The sequence below is a fragment of the Mesorhizobium sp. WSM4310 genome, assembly GCF_007003935.1.
Taxonomy (GTDB): domain Bacteria; phylum Pseudomonadota; class Alphaproteobacteria; order Rhizobiales; family Rhizobiaceae; genus Mesorhizobium.
The window spans coordinates 93,547-112,148 of sequence record NZ_VFTA01000022.1; the positions used below are offsets into that span (position 1 = coordinate 93,547).

Consider the following 18,602-nt stretch of genomic DNA (forward strand, 5'->3'; position numbering starts at 1 on the left):
ATATGCCGGAGGTTAGCATGGCAAGACATCCCAGGATCACTTTCATCGGCGCCGGCTCGACCGTGTTCATGAAGAACATTGTCGGCGACGTGCTGCAGCGGCCAGCCCTCTCGGGCGCGACGATCGCGCTGATGGACATTAATCCGCAGCGGCTGGAAGAGAGCGCCATTGTCGTCAACAAGCTGATCGCGACGCTCGGCGTGAAGGCGAAGGCCGAGACCTATTCCGACCAGCGCAAGGCACTTGCCGGGGCCGATTTCGTCGTCGTCGCCTTCCAGATCGGCGGCTACGAGCCCTGCACGGTCACCGATTTCGAAGTGCCGAAGAAATACGGCCTGCGCCAGACGATCGCCGACACGCTCGGCGTCGGCGGCATCATGCGCGGCCTGAGGACCGTGCCGCATCTATGGAAGATCTGCGAGGACATGCTCGCCGTCTGCCCCGAAGCGATCATGCTGCAATACGTCAACCCGATGGCAATCAACACCTGGGCGATTTCGGAGAAATACCCCACCATCAAGCAGGTCGGGCTCTGCCATTCGGTGCAAGGCACGGCGATGGAACTGGCGCATGATCTCGGCATTCCCTACGAGGACATCCGCTACCGCTCGGCCGGCATCAATCACATGGCCTTCTACCTGAAATTCGAGCACCGCCAGCCCGACGGCTCCTACCGCGACCTCTATCCGGATCTCGTGCGCGCCTATCGCGAAGGCCGCGCGCCCAAACCCGGCTGGAATCCGCGCTGCCCCAACAAGGTGCGCTACGAGATGCTGACCAGGCTCGGCTATTTCGTCACCGAAAGCTCGGAGCATTTCGCCGAATACACGCCCTATTTCATCAAGGAGGGTCGCCCCGATCTGATCGAGAAATACGGCATTCCGCTCGACGAATACCCCAAGCGCTGCATCGAGCAGATCGAGCGCTGGAAAGACCAGGCGCAGGCCTACCGCTCGGCCCAGCGCATCGAGGTCGAGGAGTCCAGGGAGTATGCCTCCTCGATCATGAACTCGGTCTGGACCGGCGAACCGTCGGTGATCTACGGCAATGTCCGCAACAATGGCTGCATCACCTCGCTGCCCCGCGACTGCGCCGCCGAAGTGCCATGCCTGGTCGATGCCTCCGGCATCCAGCCGACCTACATAGGCGACCTGCCGCCGCAATTGACGGCGCTGATCCGCACCAACATCAACGTCCAGGAACTGACGGTGCGGGCGCTGATGAGCGAGAACCGCGAGCACATCTACCATGCGGCGATGATGGATCCGCACACGGCGGCCGAACTCGACCTCGACCAGATCTGGTCACTGGTCGATGATCTCCTGGCTGCTCACGGCGACTGGCTGCCGGCTTGGGCACGCGTCAGCCGCAAGACCGAGGCCGCCTGACGGGCGATCCCGGTCTTACTTGGGCTCGTCGGTGTCGGGTTCTTCCTCGTCGTCGCGGGCCTTGATGACATAGGCGCCCTTCAGCCAGCGATTGAGGTCGATGTCCTTGCAGCGGGCCGAGCAGAACGGAAAGGTGTCGCGCGCCGACGGCTTGCCGCATTCGGGGCAGGGGCGCTTCGGCCGCAGCGGCGTGATTTTGGAGTCGGAATTCATGGCCGTGCGGTCAGCCAGCTCTGATGGATCTTGAAGCCTTCGCCCGATAGCAACGCCACCGTCTCATAGAGCGGCAGGCCAACGATGTTGGTGTAGGAGCCGACGAGCTTGACGACGAACGAGCCGGCGAGACCCTGGACGGCATAGCCGCCGGCCTTGCCGCGCCATTCGCCCGAGGCGACATAGGCTTCGATCTCCTCGCGCGGCAGCCGCTTGAAACGCACCCGCGTCTCGACCAGTCGCTGGCGCAGCTTGCCGCCCGGTGTGATCAGGCAGATGCCGGAATAGACCCGGTGCGAGCGGCCGGACAACAAGCCGAGGCAGTTGGCGGCATCGTCCAGCGTCTCGGCCTTGGGCAGGATGCGCCGCCCGACCGCAACCACGGTGTCGGCGGCCAGCACGAAGCTCGGCGCATGATCCGTCTCGGTGTTCAGCGACGCGAACGCCTTCTCGGCCTTTTCCTTCGACAGCCGCTTGGCCAGCGAGCGCGGATGCTCGGCACGCAGCGGCGTTTCGTCGATATCGGCTGGCAGGATACGGTCCGGCTCGATGCCGGCCTGCTGCAACAGTTCAATGCGGCGCGGCGAACCCGAGGCAAGCACCAGCTTCTGCAAAATGCTCATCGCGTTCCGGCCAAGCCTCGATCTTACTTGAAGCGGTAGGTGATGCGGCCCTTGGTCAGGTCGTATGGCGTCATCTCGACCAGAACCTTGTCGCCGGTCAACACGCGGATGCGGTTCTTGCGCATGCGGCCGGCCGTATGGGCGATGATCTCGTGTTCGTTTTCGAGCTTCACCCGGAACATCGCGTTGGGCAACAATTCCGTCACGACACCCGGAAACTCGAGGACTTCTTCCTTCGGCATTCGATACCTTTGCTTGGATTGCAGTTCCAGCGCTTAGAGCATGATGCCGAAAAGTGTGAAGCGGTTTTCGGACGACATCATGCTCTACTTCTTGGTTTAGAGTCGGATGATTTCAGGTCGAACAGACTTGAAATCATCCGACTCTAGCCGGAATTTCGGCGGAACCTATATGATAATCGTCCGCTTGTGAACACGCTTAATCTGTCGCGTTTTTTGCCTCTGGAGCCAAGAAACGTCGGCTTATGCGCAACTTTAGCCGCTCGCGCACGTCGCGGTAGGCCGCCAAGATCTGCTCGCGCGTGCCGCCGGCATTGGTCGGGTCCTGTGTCGGCCAGTATTCGACCTCGACGGCGAGCGAGCGGGTGAGCTCCAGCGCGGCATGGTGCGCCTCCGGCGCCAGCGTCACGATCAGGTCGAAATAGTCGTCCTCGAGATCGTCCAGCGTCCTGGGATGACGCTCGCCCAGCGACAGCCCCTCCTCAGCCAGCACCGCATCGACGAACGGGTCGCGCTCGCCGGCGCGTACGCCGGCCGAGGCGACGAAGATGGTGGCGGGCAGCATCCGGCGCGCCAGTTGCTCGGCCATTGGCGAGCGCACGGCATTCATGCCGCACACGAACAGGATCGAGCGGGGCAGGGCGCCGGGTACCAGGGCTAGCCCCGCCAGTGCAGCACGCAGACCAGCGTGAACAGCCGGCGCGCCGTATCGAAGTCGATGTCGATCTTGCCGGACAGCCGGTCCATCAGCGTCTGCGAACCTTCATTGTGCAAGCCGCGCCGGCCCATGTCGATCGCCTCGATATGGCTGGGCGTCGAGGAGCGGATGGCGTCGTAATAGCTTTCGCAGATCATGTAGTAATCCTTGACGATGCGCCTGAGCGGCGTCAGCGACAGGATGTGGGTGACCACAGCGGTACCGTCCTCGCGTGCTACGGCAAAGACCAGGCGCTGCTCGGCCAGCGACAGTTTCAGCCGGTAGGGGCCCGCCCCGCTGTCGTTGACGGGTTGAAAGCTGTTCTCTTCGATCAGGTCGAAGATCGCCACCGCCCGCTCATGCTCGACATCGGGTGTCGAACGGCCGATCGATTCATCGAGTTCGACATCGATCAGTTTTGCGCGGGTTTGATCGGAGCCCGTCATCTCGGCCTACATGTTCAGCCGGATAGCGACGGACCGTCCATGCGCGCCGAGCCCTTCCGCCTTGGCGAGCGCGATCGCCGCTGGCGCGAGCACGCGCAACTGCTCCGGTCCGAGCTTCAGGATCGAAGTCCGCTTGACGAAATCGAGCACGGACAGGCCCGACGAGAAGCGCGCCGAGCGCGCGGTCGGCAGCACGTGGTTGGAGCCGCCGACGTAGTCGCCGATGGCTTCCGGCGTGTGGCGCCCGAGAAAGACGGCGCCGGCATTGCGCATCCGCGACAGGAACCCTTCGGCATCGTCAATGGCCAGTTCGACATGTTCGGCGGCGATGCGGTCGACCAGCGGCAGCGCGGCCTCGATGGTCGCGACCTCGATCACCGCGCCAAAATCGCGCCAGCTCGCCGCTGCGGTTTCACCGCGCGGCAGGGTCTGCAACTGGCGTTCGACCGCCTGTTCGACCGCCTTGCCGAGGGCCGGATCGTCGGTGATCAGGATCGATTGCGCCGACACGTCGTGTTCGGCCTGGGCGAGCAGATCGGCGGCGATCCAGTCGGGATTGTTGTTGCCGTCGGCCACCACGAGCACTTCCGACGGACCGGCGATCATGTCGATGCCGACCGTTCCGAACACCTGGCGTTTGGCCGCCGCGACATAGGCATTGCCCGGTCCGACGATCTTGGCGACCGGCCTTATGGTCTCTGTGCCATAGGCAAGGGCGGCGATCGCTTGCGCGCCGCCGACGCGGTAGATTTCGGTCACGCCTGATATGTCGGCCGCCACCAGCACCAGCGGATTGATGATGCCACCAGGAGCCGGCACAGCCATGACGACGCGCTCGACGCCGGCCACGCGGGCCGGTACGGCGTTCATCAGCACCGAGCTTGGATAGCTCGCCGTGCCGCCCGGTACATAGAGCCCGACGGCCTCGATCGCTGTCCAGCGCCAGCCGAGCTCGACGCCGGCGGCATCCGTGTAGCGATCGTCTTTCGGCCGCTGCCGTTCGTGGTGGGAGCGAATGCGATCGCGCGCGAATTCGAGCGCTTCGATCGCCTTTGGATCAGCCATCTCGTAAGCGGCTGCAATGTCTTGCTTCGACACGGCAATGCCGAGGCTCGTCAAATCGGCCCGATCGAACCGTTGGGTGTAGTCGATCAGTGCCGCGTCACCCTCGGCGCGCACGCGCGCGATGATGTGGCGAACCGCTGCGTCGACGTCCTCGGATACTTCCCGCTTGGTCGTCAGGAAAGCGGCGAAGCGCTGCTCGAAATCGGCGTCGGACTGGCGAAGCGTGATGGCCATGGCGCGCTCAAGCCTTGTGAATGGGGCGCGACGTGGCTTCCCACGCGCCGCCTATATCGGCAAGGCGGGCCTCGATGCATTCGACATCGAGCATGATGGTGCCGCCGCCCGAAAAGATGATTTCGACGATGCCGGCCGGCTTGCTGATCTCGATGAAGCTGATCGCCAGCAGGGACAGCACCTCCGCCGGCTTGTCGCGGGCAATGCCGTTGGTCTTGGCGCCCAGCACCCGGTCGAAATGCAGCACGGCCTGCCGCCGCTCATTGTGATGGCGGAACAGGCCCGACTTCGCCTCCCAGACGAAACGGTTCATGGTCAGCACGAAACGCTTGGCCGCAGGCAGGAATTCGAGGTCCGACACCTTCATCACGGCATCCTGGACATGGGCCGAGACGATGCTCAGATCCTGGTCGTCGAGCGCGATAAGCTTGAGGGCCATGCGGAATTTGTACCTAAGGTTGGTTTGAGCCCTCTGTTAGGCGGTCTTTCCGGCCGGTGCAACCGCGGCACGACTTCCACCCGAGGCAATTGCCTCGGGTTTGCGGTGCCGGCAGGGGATGAAGGCCTATGGGGCTGTCTCTATGCGAAAGCTGGCGGCTTTCAATCGTCAGGCGGAAATGCGCTCGATCACCGCGCCGCAGTTGGACAGTTTTTCCTCCAGCCGCTCGAAGCCGCGGTCGAGATGGTAGACGCGGTTGACCGTGGTCTCGCCTTCGGCGGCGAGGCCGGCGATGACCAGAGAGACGGACGCGCGAAGGTCGGTGGCCATGACCGGCGCGCCTTTCAGCTTCGCCACGCCGTCGACGATCGCCGTCTGGCCAGAAAGCGTGATGTGGGCGCCGAGTCGGGCCAGTTCCTGGACGTGCATGAAGCGATTCTCGAAGATCGTCTCGGTGATACGCGACTTGCCCTTGGCCATCGTCATCAGGCCCATGAACTGCGCCTGCAGATCGGTCGGGAAGGCCGGGAAGGGCGCGGTCGTCACGTCGACCGGCGAAATGCCGGCGCCGTTGCGCTTCACGCGGATGCCGGAATTGGTCTGGGTGATCTCGGCGCCCGTCTGCGAAATCACGTCCAGCGCGGTCTGCAGCAGCTCCGGCCGCGCGCCTTCGAGCACGACGTCGCCGCCTGTCATGGCGACGGCCATGGCATAGGTGCCGGTCTCGATGCGGTCGGGAATGACGCGCACGCGCGCGCCCGACAGCGATTCGACACCGTCAATGGTGATGGTCGGCGTGCCGGCGCCGGAAATCCTGGCGCCCATGGCGTTGAGGCATTCGGCGAGGTTGACGATTTCAGGCTCGCAGGCGGCGTTTTCCAGCACTGTCTCGCCCTTGGCCAGCGAAGCCGCCATCATCAGCACATGGGTGGCGCCTACCGAGACCTTGGGGAAGACGTAGCGATTGCCGACCAGGCGGCCATTCTTGGTCTTGGCGATGACATAGCCGGTGTCGACGTCGAGATCGGCGCCAAGCGCCTGCAGGCCTTCGAGGAACAGGTCGACCGGGCGCGTGCCGATGGCGCAGCCGCCGGGCAGCGATACCTTGGCCTCGCCCATGCGGGCCAGCAGCGGCCCGATCACCCAGAATGACGCCCGCATCTTCGACACCAGTTCGTAGGGCGCCGTCGTGTCGACGATGTTGCGGGCGGAGAAGTTGATGGTGCGCGAATAGCCCTCATTCTGCTTCTCGCGGCGGCCATTGACCGAGTAATCGACGCCGTGATTGCCGAGGATCCGTATCAACTGCTCGACATCGGCCAGATGCGGCACGTTTTCCAGCGTCAGCGTGTCGTCGGTCAAGAGCGAGGCGATCATCAGCGGCAAAGCGGCGTTTTTCGCGCCCGAGATCGGAATGCTTCCGGCAAGTTTGTTGCCGCCGACAATTCTGATGCGATCCATTGGAGAATGTCCCTCTCGGCCAAAAAGGCCGGTTCAATCGTTTGAGTATCGGCCCGTCTAGACCATTGGCCGGTGTGGTTCAAGAAATAGGATTTCCACGCATCCGGGCCAAGAGTGGCCGATTTGAGTTAATCTTTCTGTATTTCCTTGGCGGCACCGAGCCCGTCCGGCCTCTGGTCGGCTTCACCCGTGCGGCGCGAGCGCGATTGCGCCTTGCGCTTCTGCAGATTGGCGCGCAACTGCTCGGCGAGCCGGTCCTTGCGGTTCGTGCCGCCCTTTTTCGCTGATATCGTCTTGTCGCTCATCGTCCCGTCCCGGCCGGCGACCCGGCCAAACCTGCCGTTCAGGGATAGCCAACATTGTGGCACCGCCATGTCATTGAAAGCTATCCGGCAAAGGCTTTCACAGAAGCGTTGTTCTTGGCCTTGCGCTTGCCGGTTCGATATGGCAGAAGCCCCGCCATCAGCGGCTGCGGTAGCTCAGTGGTAGAGCACTCCCTTGGTAAGGGAGAGGTCGAGAGTTCAATCCTCTCTCGCAGCACCAGTCTATCCCCTTGAATTGCTCAAGACCTTGGCGGACGACCTGAGGTCCAACTCCTAGGCTGTGCGAAATGGCGTTGGCACGCAATGGTGTCTATTCGCGCATGATGCGATAGACGGTTGCATCACCCTCCACACCTCGAAGAGGCGCGTCAAAAGCCACGACACGATGGCCGGCAAGCATTTCGCGAACCCCGGGCGCGCAATAGAGCGCCTCGGAAATGCAGATCTGTCCGGCTTCCGCCAAGGACTGCACGCGCGCGGCGACATTCACGGTCTGGCCGAAATAGTCGAGGTTGTCGTTGAGCGTCACGGCGATCGACGGTCCACAGTGGGCCCCGATCTTGAGGATGATCCCCGGCCCGTCATGGTCGCCGTTGAAGCGATCGATTTCTTCAAAGATGTGGAGTGCAGCCGAAATCGCATCCGAAGGCTGCGAGAATACAGCCATCACCGCATCCCCAATCGTCTTGACCACCGCTCCGGAGTGTTGCTGAACCGCCGCGTTGACCAGAGCAAAATGCTCGCGGACCAAGGCATAGGCGTTGAGGTCACCCAGGCGCTCATACATGGCGGTCGAACCCTTGAGGTCCGTGAACAGGAAGGTGATCTGCCGGATGCCGAGCCCCTCCTTCTCGTCGACACGTTCGGACCGGAAGAGCTGGCGGAAGGTTTGCCGCGCAAGCAGCGCTCCACCGGAAACATAAGGGTCGAAATCGAGCGCCGGCTTGGTGGTCAGCGCGACAAGCTCGGGCGGCCAGTTGATGACAAGCAACGAACCTCGCACTGTCCCCGTATTCGCTACCTCAATGACAATCGGACCAGGTGGCACAGCGGGCAACGCCGGCAAGAAGCGTTTGCCGTCATAATCGATCTTCAGAAGTGTCGGCGCCAACACCGGATCGCCTGATATTGGCACAGCGAATGCGGCCTGCGTCTGTACGTTGACGCCCGAAAGGCCGCCCGGTCCCAGGTCGGCGCGGAGAACTGTGGTGGTGCCGGGCGGCAGAAACGTCATGCCCCGAACGAAGCCGCGCAGAACGTCAAGAAAGCGAACGTCTTGCCCCGGTAGCCGCCCGTCATGTCCGAAGTGGAGCTTCCAGTGAAAATCCTCGACAGGGAGTGTCTCGGGATCGTGGTAAGGCAGGCGCCGCAACTTCGGCGATACCGAGAAGGTGACCTCGATGAAGTCGTCGAGGTTGGTGTCGCCCGATACGTCGCACAGGCCACAGACGTAGTGGGTCTTCAGCGTGCGCAGGGCGCCGAAACTGTCGAGCACCATCCCGGACTGGGGACACAGCACATCCCAGCTCATGTCGAACAAGCCACAACGGGCGGCATGCAGGAAGAGGTCGATTGCTTCAGGCTCGGCGATCGCGCGGTCGCGAGCAAAGGTCAGCGGATTAACGCGATAGAGTGAGTGGTCGTCGGCGCTCTTGATCAGCGTCTCGAATTTCGAGATGACGCGTGGGCTCCAGGCTCGCGCCTGCTCCACCTTGGTCATCTTGCTTTCAAGAAGACGATCGTCGACTATCGTCACGCCGGATCCTCAACCTTGCCTCACGACAGCCTATACGTCGAAGGCTCAGCGCACTCCAGTAATTCGTGCGTCGCTCACTGATTTTGATGGACCGGCCCCCACATAAGCGGTCGAGGGGGGTGCACACCAAGCCCGCAGCCAGGCCCCTTCAGGCCCTGATATCGGCGACGACCGTTCCGGAGACAGGATCGGTCATGCCAAGGTCGCCGCCGAGATCCTCCAGCATGTCTCGCATGGTGTCCAAAAGGCCGATCATCTGGGGCCGTGCCGCCGCGAGGCTGTCCAAGTCGTTCCATTCACCGACGACGCAGAAGGTCCGGTCGCCGGTCTTGATCAGAGCGGCCTTTCGGAAGCCCGTGGCGTCGAGGCTCGCTTTCTTGTGTGCATCGATGAATGCCTGTTCCTTGCCCGGCTTGGTGCGGAACCGAACGACGTTGTAAGCAGTCATGCCTTCCTCCAATCGATTGCGAAGACTCTCTTGCTTGGCCAGCCTTATGGGCGTGCCTCGAGAACCATGTTGAACGGGGTTTCGGTGGCGCGGCGGAACCGCTTGAACCCGCCGCCCGACACCACCTTGCGCAGCTTGGCCTCGCCCGCCTGGGCGCCGAGGCCGAGACCAACCTCCTGCGAAAGCGAGGCAGGCGTGCAGATGAAGGTCGAGGCGGCGTAATAGATGCGGCCGACCGGGTTGAGGTTCGCCGAGAGCTGGTCGTGGGCGAAGGGCTCGACGATCATCCAGGTGCCATCCGCTTTGAGCGCGTTGTGCACATGCTTGGCAGCACCCTCCGGATCGCCCATGTCGTGCAGGCAGTCGAAGAATGCGACGAGATCGTAGGTGCCTGGGAAATCCTTGGCTGCCGCAACTTCGAAGTGGGTGTTGCCGGCGACGCCCGCCTCTTTCGCGGCGGCGCGGGCGCGCTCGATCGACGGGGTGTGATAGTCGAAGCCGGTAAAGCGCGAGTTCGGGAAGGCCTTGGCCATCAGCACGGTAGAGGCGCCATGGCCGCAGCCGACATCGGCGACGTCTATGCCTCGCTCCAGCTTCTCGACCACGCCATCGAGCGCTGGCAACCAGGAGCCGATCAGATTGGCGTTGTAGCCGGGCCGGAAGAACCGTTCCGTGCCGCGAAACAGGCAGGCGCTGTGATCGTGCCAGCCGAGGCCGTTGCCGGAGCGAAACGCCTGTCTGACCTTCTCCTCGTCGAGCCACAGCGCCGAGACGACCTCGAAGGCGCCGGCCATGAAGGCGGGGCTGTCCTCGTTGACGAAGACCTGCTCCTGCTCGGGGCTGAGGTAGAAGCTGTCGCCCACCTCGTCATATTCGACATAGCCTGCCGCCGCCTGCGCCGAGAGCCATTCGCGGACCAGCCGCTCCTGCGTGTCGGTCCTTTTGGCGAGCTGTGCGGCGGTCATCTTGCCGCCCGCGCTCATAGCCGCGAAAAGGCCGAGCCTGTCTCCCAGCAGGACCGCCGCCCCGGTGGTGATGGCACCGAGATCGCCGACCATCCTTCCTAGCAGGGCCTCCAGCTTTTCCTGGTCGGGCAGTTTTTCCTGATTGCGCTTTAGCATCGGCTTTCTCCTCCGGCTCGATCCCAAACACTTGCCATGGGCGACAAGCCATATCCCGTCGCCGGGGAAGGCCTCGCGATAACAGTCCACTATTCGCCCCGTAGCGATTGACTGTTACAGCTTCACAGGAACGTGACCGATGACTTGGAATTCTCAGCGAGAGCGGGCCTATACGTCGGCAGAGCATCGGAGCGAATGTGCTAGCTCAGGGGCGCCTGGCTCATCGCGTCAAAGGGATGTGAATCCTCATGCTAAGGCGCTCAAGTTTCAGAAAGAACAAGGCGCATGGCGCAACGTCGGCTTGCCGGCATTCCGTGTTCGACCTCTCGGCGCAGCACCTGGCGAAGCCGCTCTCCGGCCTGCGCATCTTCCATCACCCGAAAACCCAGCTTCTGGTAGAATGGCGCGTTCCAGATCACGTCTCGGAAGGTCGTCAGAGTAAGAGTGACAAGGCAGCGACGCCTCGCATCCGCAATGGCCTTTTCTAGCAAGGCGCGTCCGATACCCAAGCGTTGTCGATCAAGGCGCACGGCAAGTTCCCAAATGTGCAGCGTGTCATCCTGGATCTCCGCGCTCAGGAATGCGATCGGCGGGTCGTCGAGCTCCGCCGCGACCCAGCACGTGCCCTTGGCGATGAGTTCACGGTGGCGCTCGACTGTCTGGTTATCGCCATCGGCAATCCAGGCAAGCGTAGATCCTGTCTTCGAAGGCGTCGATCTCAATTGCAGAAAGATCGTGCTGGGGTTGGGCAAGGGTGGTCATTTCGAGCGCTCATTTCCCTTGGTTCGAGACAAGACCGTCTCAAGCGACAAAGGGCCAGGACCGCCTACTGCAAGCGTTGCAAGGCCGGCTAGGTAAAGCAGGATGATTTCGTAGCCGACAGGCCCGAACCGGATCCCCTCGGCCGTCACCTCAGCAAATTTCACCGAGAAGAATCCATACTGGGAATGGACCGTGAACAATGCAGTCAAAAGCACAATAGCCATCGGCACGCTAACGAGCGGAATGAATGCGCCCGCTAGGACAGCACCGCCGCCGACAAGTTCAACCAGCGTTGTCAACCATGCTAGCGCTTGAGGCTCTGGGACTCCGAGTGTCTGAAGTACGACGCCAAAGCTTCCCGGCCCTCTGCTGAGTTTGGCATAGCCATGGGCAAGGAAGCCAAAGCCCACGATCAACCTTATCGGCAACGGCGCCCATCCGGCTGCCGCGGTGGACGAGGAGAGTTTAGTTCTCGTGATAATTCCACGGAGATGCATTACCGGTATACCCTTCTGTGGGCGGCGTGCCTGAGTTCGGCGCTATCCGAAAAAAGCCCGCCATGGCGGGCTAGGGAGACGACCTCTTATTCGCCCCATGGGACCGACCGTTACAGCATCACGGCATCGTTACCGCCGCTGCGGGAGCCTCGACGAGACCACCGAAATCGCCCGGCCCACCTTAGCCGGCGGACCGGGCGTAATGTGGGAGCGGGGTCGGTCAGGCGGCTTCGGCGGCGAGAACGACGGGAAAGTCGATATCGGTCTCGGCGACATTGTTGATGAGATTGGTCAGGAAGTTCTCGGCTACGATGGCGACGATCTCGATGACTTGAGCCTCGGTAAAACCTGCCGATTTCACGGCCGCTATGTCGGCGTCCGTTACCTTGCCGCGGGTCTCCGCCACCCTGGCAGCGAAATGCACCGCCGCGTCAGCCGTCGAATCGCTCGACTTGCCCTTGCGGTTAAGCGCGATCTCCTCGGGGCTGATCCTTGCCAGGTTAAGGCCGAGATAGGTATGAGCGGACAGACAGTAGTCGCAGCCGTTCACCTGGGCAACGGCCAATGCAATGCGCTCGCGGGTTTTCACGTCCAGTGCTCTGGTGAGCGCGCCGGACAGGCTGGTCATGCCCGCCAGAGCGGCAGGACTTATGGATACGAGGCGGAAAAGGCCGGGAACGACGCCAAGCTGCTTGTTCACGGCGTCTAGAATGGGTTGCGAGGCGGTCGGGGCTGCTTCACGGGTCGGGATGGCGATGCGCGACATTTCATAGCTCTCCTGTTCGATGATGTCGGTGCGACAGGTGCTGCCTATTATCTTCCAGAAGACGAGAGTATTGGATAATTTGGAGATATGGCCTCTCAATATGTGGAAGGGCTTGCGCATGGACCGCCTCGAAGCCATGTCAATTCTGATCGCCGCGGCCGAAACCGGCAGTCTCTCCGCTGCAGGGCGCAAACTTGGAACACCCCTTCCAACGATCAGTCGCAAAGTTGCGGAGTTGGAAGCCTATTTGCACACCCGATTGCTCGTCCGATCGACACGCCGGCTCATCTTGACCGACAGCGGAGCCGCCTATGTCGCCGCCTGCAAGAGAATTCTGGAGCAGGTGAGCGAGGCGGAGAGAACCGCATCTGGTGAATACAACGCGCCAAAGGGCGATCTGATCATTACGGCTCCGGTCGTATTCGGACGACTGCATGTGCTGCCGGCGATAAATGATTTCTTGTCGCACTTTCCGGACATCAATGTCCGGTTGTTGTTGTCAGACCGCAATGTGAATCTCGTCGACGATCATGTCGACATGGCTGTGCGGATTGGCCCTTTGCCAGACAGCAGCATGGTGGCTACGCGGGTAGGATCCGTGCGTCGCGTTGTCTGCGGCAGTCCGGCCTATTTGGGTGACCATGGCGTGCCAAAGGCGCCGGCCGATCTTGCTGGAGTTTCTTGCGTCACCTTCGATGTTCTGGCGTCCGCCACATCCTGGAGTTTTGCCACGCCAGGCTCGAATGTCGAGCAGACCGTAGCTATTCGCTCACGCCTTTCAGTGAATACGGCTGAAGCCGCAGTCGACGCGGCCGTGGCAGGTGTAGGCGTCACCAGGGTGCTCTCCTATCAGGCGGCAAAGGCGATCGCGCAAGGAAAGTTGCTGGCCGTTCTTGAACAGTTCGAACCGGAACCCATGGCGGTCAGCCTCGTCCATGCAGGCCAGGGGCTTTTGCCACTCAAGATGCGATTCTTTCTTGATTTCGTAGCCCCGCGTTTGCGAAAAGCCCTCGCGCCGCCAAAGCATGAGTGATGGCCACCCGCCATTGATGGTCGAGGTTGTCTTCTGCACGAGCGCTAATTCACATGGATTTCAGGACATAGGTGTCTGGAAGTCGGCGAGCCTCGGATGCGCACCGTGCTTCCTCAGTCATTTTCTAGACGCTGAAAAGGTCCGCTCTGCGACGTAGTCGAGCGAAAGGACGCCGGCGCCCCGTGTTAGAACGAGCAGCAACAGCGAGGCCCACAGCAGATGCTCGGCCCAGTTCTCCGGGAACACGAAGATCTCGATCACTGAAACAACGCCGAGCAGCATCAGCGCACCGAGACGCGAGAACAGCCCCAGGAAAAGCAGCACCGCCCCGGTGATCTCTGCCGTTGTCGCCAGCGGCGCCGCGATCGACGGATCGATGAGGGGTAGATTGTATTCGCTGGCGAACAGCTGCAGCGTCACCGGCCAGGACGCCAGCTTCGATTGTGCAGACTGCCAGAAGACATGCGCAATCGCGACTCGAGCTGCGAGCTGGACCAGTGAAAATGGGACATGCTCCGGCAACTTGATCACTCGTCGGTAAAGACCAACAAGGCCGGCAGGGCGAGGGGTGGAATATTCCGGTATCGCAGTCATGATCGTGTCCTTCAGTTTGAGAGGGGGAGCACCGGGACGCGCACGTCGGTGACGAGCCTGTCGCGGAAAAGACGCACAAGCGCTGAAACCAGGTCGAAGGCCGGGTCGAGCGCCAAGGCGCGACCAGCGGCATGCTCAAGGCCGAAGCCGTGCTTCAGCGAATGCCAGAAGGCGAAGCTCGCGCGGTCGAGCAGAAAAAGCCGCACGTAGTTCCCCGATCGCCACAGCGCCACGCGTTCGGGGCGCCTTGTCCAGGTGATTTTTTCATCGGCCGCCGTCTCCTTTTGATGCTCCATCCATACCGATAGGATCGACCAGTGCGAGACGATCAGTCGCAGTGAGGGCTGGAGCAGGATATCCGGCGACAGGCCAAGGTCGGTGCTGTCGTATTCTGAGAGACTGCGGGCCGACAGCGAAGCTGTATCGAGCGCTTCGGCAATGGCCCATTCGAGCCGCGCCGTTTCGGCGACGATCGGCATGTCGGACAGGGTGTCGATGGTCTTCAGGAAGCGAGGGAAGCCCGCGCCATATCGCGCCAGGCGTGACTCCACCGGCGGATGCCGTCGAATGAACTCGCTCGCCATGAAGCGGAAGAAACGTTCGTCGACGAGGCGGGCCGTAACGGGGAACACCGCCATCAGCACGGCAGTCAAAGAACTGCGTGTGTTGTTCTGGTAGATGCGCAGGCGAGCCATTGGGTCGGCCTTGCCGGCGGTGAGCATTTTTGCGTCGATCAGAGGCTCCATGGCCAGCACCGAGCGCGCCACGATGGTCTGCAGATGTTCAAGCGGCAGCATGATATCCTCCCCCGATTGTCGGCAAGGCGACGGGCATCGCCGGTCTTGTTCTGGCGGCGGCAAATGCCGCAAGCACAGGCATGCTGGTTCGCGTGCTTTCGAAAGTTGGCAGGCTGGACACTGGCAGGACCATGGTCGGGACGGCCTGCCTTGCGGCCTGCTTGCGGTTGAACATGATCGAAGCGGAAAGCATGTCGGCCCACATCGCTTCGCCGAGCAGCACATCGAGAACAGGAACATCAGTGTCCCATTCGATCAGGGTAGGGCGCGGTCCAAGCCGACTTATGGCATGCTGGTAGAGCGTCCAGACAACCGGTGGCACGCGCGAGCCATGATCGTCGATGAGGACGGTGTCGGCCCCGACGTGATTGGTCGCATGTCCGGCAAGATGGATCTCACGGATAGCCTCTACTGGCAGCGCATCGATGAAGGCTTTTGCATCATATTGGAGGTTGTGCGCCGAAACCTGGACATTGTTGACATCCAGCAGCAGGCCGCAGCCCGTTTGCGCCACCAGTTCGGCCAGAAATTCAGCTTCATTCATGGAGGAGTCTGCAAACGCGACATAGGCGGACAGGTTTTCGATCAGCACCTGCCGCCCCAGAGCGCCCTGGACAGTCTCGACATTGCGCGCCACGATCGCCAGCGCCTCTTCGTCATAGCGCAGCGGCAACAGGTCGTTCAGGTAGGCGCCGTCGGCCACGCTCCAGGCCAGATGTTCCGAGACGAGATCGGGCTGGAAGCGCTCGCAGACCTTGCGCAGCCTTTCCAGATGATCGCGGTCCACCCCTCGCGCGCTGCCCAGCGAGAGGCCAACGCCATGAACCGATAGCGGATAGATCTGGCGCAGTCGGTCCAACGCCTCGACGCCGGCGCCGTGGCCCATGTAGTTCTCGGCATGCACTTCGAGCCAGCCAGCGGAGGGTCTGCGGATCAGCATCTCGCTGATGTGGGGTGAGCGAAGACCGATGCCCGCTGATGGGGGGATCGAGAGGCGCTGAAATGCACGGGACATCGGTCTGCTCCTTCCAAGGGGGTTGGCTCGAAGTCTGATCGGTCAGGCCTTTGGCTTGTCGCTGCCGCCAGCGATCTTCGCGCAGCTGCCGGCCGGCACGTAGAGCCACGAATCCGGCTGGTTGTCGGCGGTCGAGGTGCCGGCGCAGGAATGCGTCGCGGTCTGGCAGTCGTTCTGGCCAGCCTTGACGACGCCGTAGCACTTTTCGAAGGCGAAGGCGGGCTTGGCAGCCGGGCCGCTATAGGCTGCAGTTGCAGCAAGCGAAGTGGCTGCCGCGAGGGCCGATCCGATGAGGGTCTTGGTGTTGATCACAGACGTGTCTCCTGGTTGCGTTTCGAGGGAAAGACCGACCTTGCGGCCTGTCTGCAAGCAGTGTCCCTGATCCGGCAGCCGAGCTGAAATGCTGTCTCGGCATGGAATTGATACGCGGTCACTATGTTGAAGCCCCTGCCAAGCAAAAGCCCTCCGGCGGGGAACCGGAGGGCTTGGCGCCTGCGTTCGTGAGCGGGCGAAGCAGGCGCGGCCAGGCGGAGGGAGGCGCCTAGACGTATCGATTTTTGCTGTCGACGACGGAGCTTTCACTTGAGGTCGAGTGGTCGGCGAGAAGCCAGTCCTCGGCTCGCTGCCGTCCGCGGTCACGCATGTCGGTCAATTCGCCCCAGTCGGTCCAAGGCTTGGTAAACAGGGCAGCGCTTGTTCTGTGATGACTGTCGAAGAGGACAGATGCTGGGTTCACGGCATTCGCGGCGGGGCGGTAAGCCGCACAAGGTGTCATGCAACCGGAGGGTTTGCCGCTGACGATGAGCCAATGCCCAGCCTCGATCGGCTGCATCGGCGGCAATGCCGAAAAATCGCCTTCGCCCCAATACGTATCGCCGTTGATTTCCACGGCTGGAAAGAGGAATGGGACTGTCGCTCCCGCCAGGATCGCGTCGATCGACAACTGGTCGCCGGAGAAAATCGTCACGGTGTCGGTGCTGGCATTCGAAGCCAGGATGTTGAGCTTCAACTGGCAGCTATTTTTGTGCAATTCGGCAATGTCGATCGACTGCTCCAGGATCGATTTCAATGGATTGGCTATCGCGGCCACAGACATCGATGCGTGGCTGACGCGCCGCCAGAAATTGGTAAGCGCCGTCTTTGCCCCACGCCTGCCGCCCAAAGCAAGTCCGTAGGCAAGAACCGCTGCTTCCATGCCTCCGAAACCGGATGCGGTGATGCTGCGGAAGGAAAGGCGAGGTTCATCCAGCAAGCGATCGAGAACGCCCCAGACAAATGCGCCGTGCGCCTCGCTTGCCAGGGTAATGTCGATAAGCTGGCGGTCTTCCATCGCGGGTCTTGCACCGGCAATGAAGGCTTCGTCGGTTGTGGCCTGGATTTGCATCTTGGGTCTCCTCCCGAAACGCCAGGCAGGGCGTTCGATGGAGACACTGCCGCATGATCCTCCATTAGCGAAATGCCAAGGTGGCATGAACTCCATAGGGAGATTGCATTGGCTGCAATCCCTTGCGCACTGCAAGGTTTTGCCAGGCTGGCGAGAATCCCGCGATCTCGCTTCGGAACGGAGGCCAAGACGGTCGCCGGCGGGCCTTCGGCACAAAGAGGAGCGTGCCAGCAACACAAGCTGTCCGCCGCGCGCACCGTCACGGGCGCCATGACGGACCGCTATCGACTTTATAGCCGCAGTGCATTGGCGCCAAAGCGAGCCTTGCTGCAGTCTCCGACGCACGAACAGCCTCGTATGCAACTCGGGACAAATCGGCATGGACATTCACCACATCCGCTACTTCCTGGCCGTGTGCGAGACACGAAACTTCACGCGGGCAGGCGAAAAGTGCAACGTCACTCAGCCGGCGCTGTCTCGCGCCATCCAGCAGCTCGAGGAGGAGGTCGGAGGGTTGCTGTTTCGTCGTGAACGAAGCTTGACCCACCTGACCGATCTGGGTGTGCTTCTTCGCCCCCGTTTTCAGCAGATACTCGACGAACTGACAGGAGTGCGGCAGGAGGCATCGAGGTTCCTGTGCCTGGAAAACGCCAACCTCAAGGTCGGTGTCATGTGCACCATCGGCCCGCGTCGCTTCACCGGCTTGCTGACCGATTTCAACAGACGCCAGCAGGGCATCCAGCTGCAGCTGGTCGAAGGCGTGCCGGCATCGCTCTCCCAACTTCTGGAGTCGGGCGAGATCGACGTCGCCATCATGGCGTCAAGCGACAGCTTCCCGGACCGCTTCGACGTCACACCGCTTTATCGCGAGCGCTTTGTCCTCGCCTTTCCAAACGGCCATCGGCTGGCTCGCAATGACAACGTGGCCATCTCTGAACTCGATGGCGAAAATTATCTCAGACGTCTCAATTGCGAGTATCGCGATCACCTCGCCGGCCTGTGCACGGATCGGGGTGTGAAGCTCAGGATCTCCTACGCCAGCGAACGCGAGGACTGGATCCAGAATATGGTGTCCGGAGGACTGGGCATCTGCTTCATCCCCGAATTCAGCGCGGTGATTCCAGGGTTGCAGGTCCGTCCCGTCATTGATCCTGAGGTCTGGCGGGAAGTATCCCTGGTTGTCGTTGCGGGCCGCAGGTTCTCGCCTGCGGCATCGGCTTTCGTAAACAGCGTCAAGGCGCATGGCTGGCCTGAGAGCGCGATTGTCCAGGCGATCCAAAAGACCGCTGCCTGAAGCAAAA

General features: G+C 61.9%; 23 protein-coding genes and 1 tRNA gene. 4 read left to right on the top strand and 20 right to left on the bottom strand.

Features of this window, described 5'->3' with window-relative positions; genetic code table 11:
• Positions 1–17 precede the first annotated feature (17 nt).
• The gene (locus FJV80_RS22445; RefSeq protein ID WP_095789766.1) at positions 18–1,388 is read left to right on the top strand and encodes an alpha-glucosidase/alpha-galactosidase; all 1,371 of its coding nucleotides are present in this window, start codon (positions 18–20) and stop codon (positions 1,386–1,388) included.
• A gap of 15 nt (positions 1,389–1,403) precedes the next feature.
• Here the strand turns inward: FJV80_RS22445 and yacG are convergent, their stop codons facing one another.
• The 9 genes from yacG to FJV80_RS22490 form a co-directional block, all read right to left on the bottom strand.
• Positions 1,404–1,601, bottom strand: a complete 198-nt coding sequence (gene yacG / locus FJV80_RS22450; protein ID WP_095775280.1) for a DNA gyrase inhibitor YacG — start codon at positions 1,599–1,601, stop codon at positions 1,404–1,406.
• A complete protein-coding gene (locus FJV80_RS22455) occupies positions 1,598–2,224 on the bottom strand; it encodes a Maf-like protein (RefSeq protein WP_095775281.1) in 627 nt (208 codons plus the stop codon). Before FJV80_RS22455 ends, yacG begins: the two co-directional genes overlap by 4 nt.
• A gap of 23 nt (positions 2,225–2,247) precedes the next feature.
• The gene (gene infA / locus FJV80_RS22460; RefSeq protein ID WP_006200926.1) at positions 2,248–2,466 is read right to left on the bottom strand and encodes a translation initiation factor IF-1; all 219 of its coding nucleotides are present in this window, start codon (positions 2,464–2,466) and stop codon (positions 2,248–2,250) included.
• A 196-nt stretch (positions 2,467–2,662) separates the two neighbouring features.
• A complete protein-coding gene (locus tag FJV80_RS22465; RefSeq protein ID WP_142877446.1) occupies positions 2,663–3,133 on the bottom strand; it encodes a low molecular weight phosphatase family protein in 471 nt (156 codons plus the stop codon).
• Positions 3,121–3,606, bottom strand: a complete 486-nt coding sequence (locus FJV80_RS22470) for a UPF0262 family protein (RefSeq protein WP_023776484.1) — start codon at positions 3,604–3,606, stop codon at positions 3,121–3,123. The genes FJV80_RS22465 and FJV80_RS22470 overlap by 13 nt, the downstream gene beginning before the upstream one ends.
• A 6-nt stretch (positions 3,607–3,612) precedes the next feature.
• The gene (hisD, locus tag FJV80_RS22475; protein ID WP_142877447.1) at positions 3,613–4,905 is read right to left on the bottom strand and encodes a histidinol dehydrogenase; all 1,293 of its coding nucleotides are present in this window, start codon (positions 4,903–4,905) and stop codon (positions 3,613–3,615) included.
• 7 nt (positions 4,906–4,912) lie between these two features.
• Positions 4,913–5,344, bottom strand: coding sequence for a DUF2948 family protein (locus FJV80_RS22480; protein WP_142877448.1), 432 nt, complete (start codon positions 5,342–5,344; stop codon positions 4,913–4,915).
• Between the two features lie 168 nt (positions 5,345–5,512).
• On the bottom strand, positions 5,513–6,805 hold the full coding sequence (murA, locus tag FJV80_RS22485) for a UDP-N-acetylglucosamine 1-carboxyvinyltransferase (protein WP_010914066.1): 1,293 nt from the start codon (positions 6,803–6,805) through the stop codon (positions 5,513–5,515).
• A gap of 128 nt (positions 6,806–6,933) precedes the next feature.
• Complete coding sequence (locus tag FJV80_RS22490; RefSeq protein ID WP_095775285.1) at positions 6,934–7,110, bottom strand: hypothetical protein; 177 nt, start codon at positions 7,108–7,110, stop codon at positions 6,934–6,936.
• A 163-nt stretch (positions 7,111–7,273) separates the two neighbouring features.
• On the opposite strand from FJV80_RS22490, the gene FJV80_RS22495 reads away from it, so the two are divergent.
• Positions 7,274–7,348 (top strand) — tRNA-Thr (locus FJV80_RS22495).
• A 90-nt stretch (positions 7,349–7,438) separates the two neighbouring features.
• Here the strand turns inward: FJV80_RS22495 and FJV80_RS22500 are convergent.
• From FJV80_RS22500 to FJV80_RS22525, 6 genes are all read right to left on the bottom strand, one after another.
• The gene (locus FJV80_RS22500; protein WP_095775286.1) at positions 7,439–8,884 is read right to left on the bottom strand and encodes an adenylate/guanylate cyclase domain-containing protein; all 1,446 of its coding nucleotides are present in this window, start codon (positions 8,882–8,884) and stop codon (positions 7,439–7,441) included.
• Positions 8,885–9,032: 148 nt separating this feature from the next.
• Complete coding sequence (locus FJV80_RS22505) at positions 9,033–9,332, bottom strand: antibiotic biosynthesis monooxygenase (RefSeq protein ID WP_095775287.1); 300 nt, start codon at positions 9,330–9,332, stop codon at positions 9,033–9,035.
• 44 nt (positions 9,333–9,376) lie between these two features.
• Positions 9,377–10,453 carry a class I SAM-dependent methyltransferase gene (locus FJV80_RS22510; protein ID WP_142877449.1) on the bottom strand — a complete coding sequence of 359 codons (1,077 nt, stop codon included), beginning with the start codon at positions 10,451–10,453 and terminating at the stop codon, positions 9,377–9,379.
• Positions 10,454–10,713: 260 nt separating this feature from the next.
• Positions 10,714–11,205, bottom strand: coding sequence for a GNAT family N-acetyltransferase (locus tag FJV80_RS22515; protein WP_095793800.1), 492 nt, complete (start codon positions 11,203–11,205; stop codon positions 10,714–10,716).
• A 6-nt stretch (positions 11,206–11,211) separates the two neighbouring features.
• Positions 11,212–11,712 carry a DoxX family protein gene (locus FJV80_RS22520; protein ID WP_095775289.1) on the bottom strand — a complete coding sequence of 167 codons (501 nt, stop codon included), beginning with the start codon at positions 11,710–11,712 and terminating at the stop codon, positions 11,212–11,214.
• 220 nt (positions 11,713–11,932) lie between these two features.
• Positions 11,933–12,478, bottom strand: a complete 546-nt coding sequence (locus FJV80_RS22525) for a carboxymuconolactone decarboxylase family protein (protein ID WP_095793799.1) — start codon at positions 12,476–12,478, stop codon at positions 11,933–11,935.
• 118 nt (positions 12,479–12,596) lie between these two features.
• On the opposite strand from FJV80_RS22525, the gene FJV80_RS22530 reads away from it, so the two are divergent.
• A complete protein-coding gene (locus FJV80_RS22530) occupies positions 12,597–13,511 on the top strand; it encodes a LysR family transcriptional regulator (RefSeq protein WP_142877450.1) in 915 nt (304 codons plus the stop codon).
• A gap of 117 nt (positions 13,512–13,628) precedes the next feature.
• Here FJV80_RS22530 and FJV80_RS22535 read toward each other — a convergent pair whose 3' ends face one another.
• The 5 genes from FJV80_RS22535 to FJV80_RS22555 all read right to left on the bottom strand — a co-directional run bounded on the left by FJV80_RS22535 (position 13,629) and on the right by FJV80_RS22555 (position 17,301).
• Positions 13,629–14,105: a DoxX family protein gene (locus FJV80_RS22535; protein WP_095775291.1), complete on the bottom strand. Its 477-nt coding sequence runs from the start codon at positions 14,103–14,105 to the stop codon at positions 13,629–13,631.
• Between the two features lie 11 nt (positions 14,106–14,116).
• Entirely contained in the window at positions 14,117–14,872 is a 756-nt protein-coding gene (locus FJV80_RS22540) for a DNA-binding domain-containing protein (protein ID WP_246689014.1), read from the bottom strand.
• A 16-nt stretch (positions 14,873–14,888) separates the two neighbouring features.
• Positions 14,889–15,917 carry a DUF692 domain-containing protein gene (locus FJV80_RS22545; protein ID WP_095775293.1) on the bottom strand — a complete coding sequence of 343 codons (1,029 nt, stop codon included), beginning with the start codon at positions 15,915–15,917 and terminating at the stop codon, positions 14,889–14,891.
• Positions 15,918–15,959: 42 nt separating this feature from the next.
• A complete protein-coding gene (locus tag FJV80_RS22550) occupies positions 15,960–16,229 on the bottom strand; it encodes a DUF2282 domain-containing protein (protein WP_142877451.1) in 270 nt (89 codons plus the stop codon).
• Positions 16,230–16,458: 229 nt separating this feature from the next.
• Positions 16,459–17,301, bottom strand: a complete 843-nt coding sequence (locus FJV80_RS22555) for a hypothetical protein (protein ID WP_246689015.1) — start codon at positions 17,299–17,301, stop codon at positions 16,459–16,461.
• A 379-nt stretch (positions 17,302–17,680) separates the two neighbouring features.
• Here FJV80_RS22555 and FJV80_RS22560 point away from each other — a divergent pair, with 379 nt between their 5' ends.
• Positions 17,681–18,595: a LysR family transcriptional regulator gene (locus FJV80_RS22560; RefSeq protein WP_095775296.1), complete on the top strand. Its 915-nt coding sequence runs from the start codon at positions 17,681–17,683 to the stop codon at positions 18,593–18,595.
• Positions 18,596–18,602 lie beyond the last annotated feature (7 nt).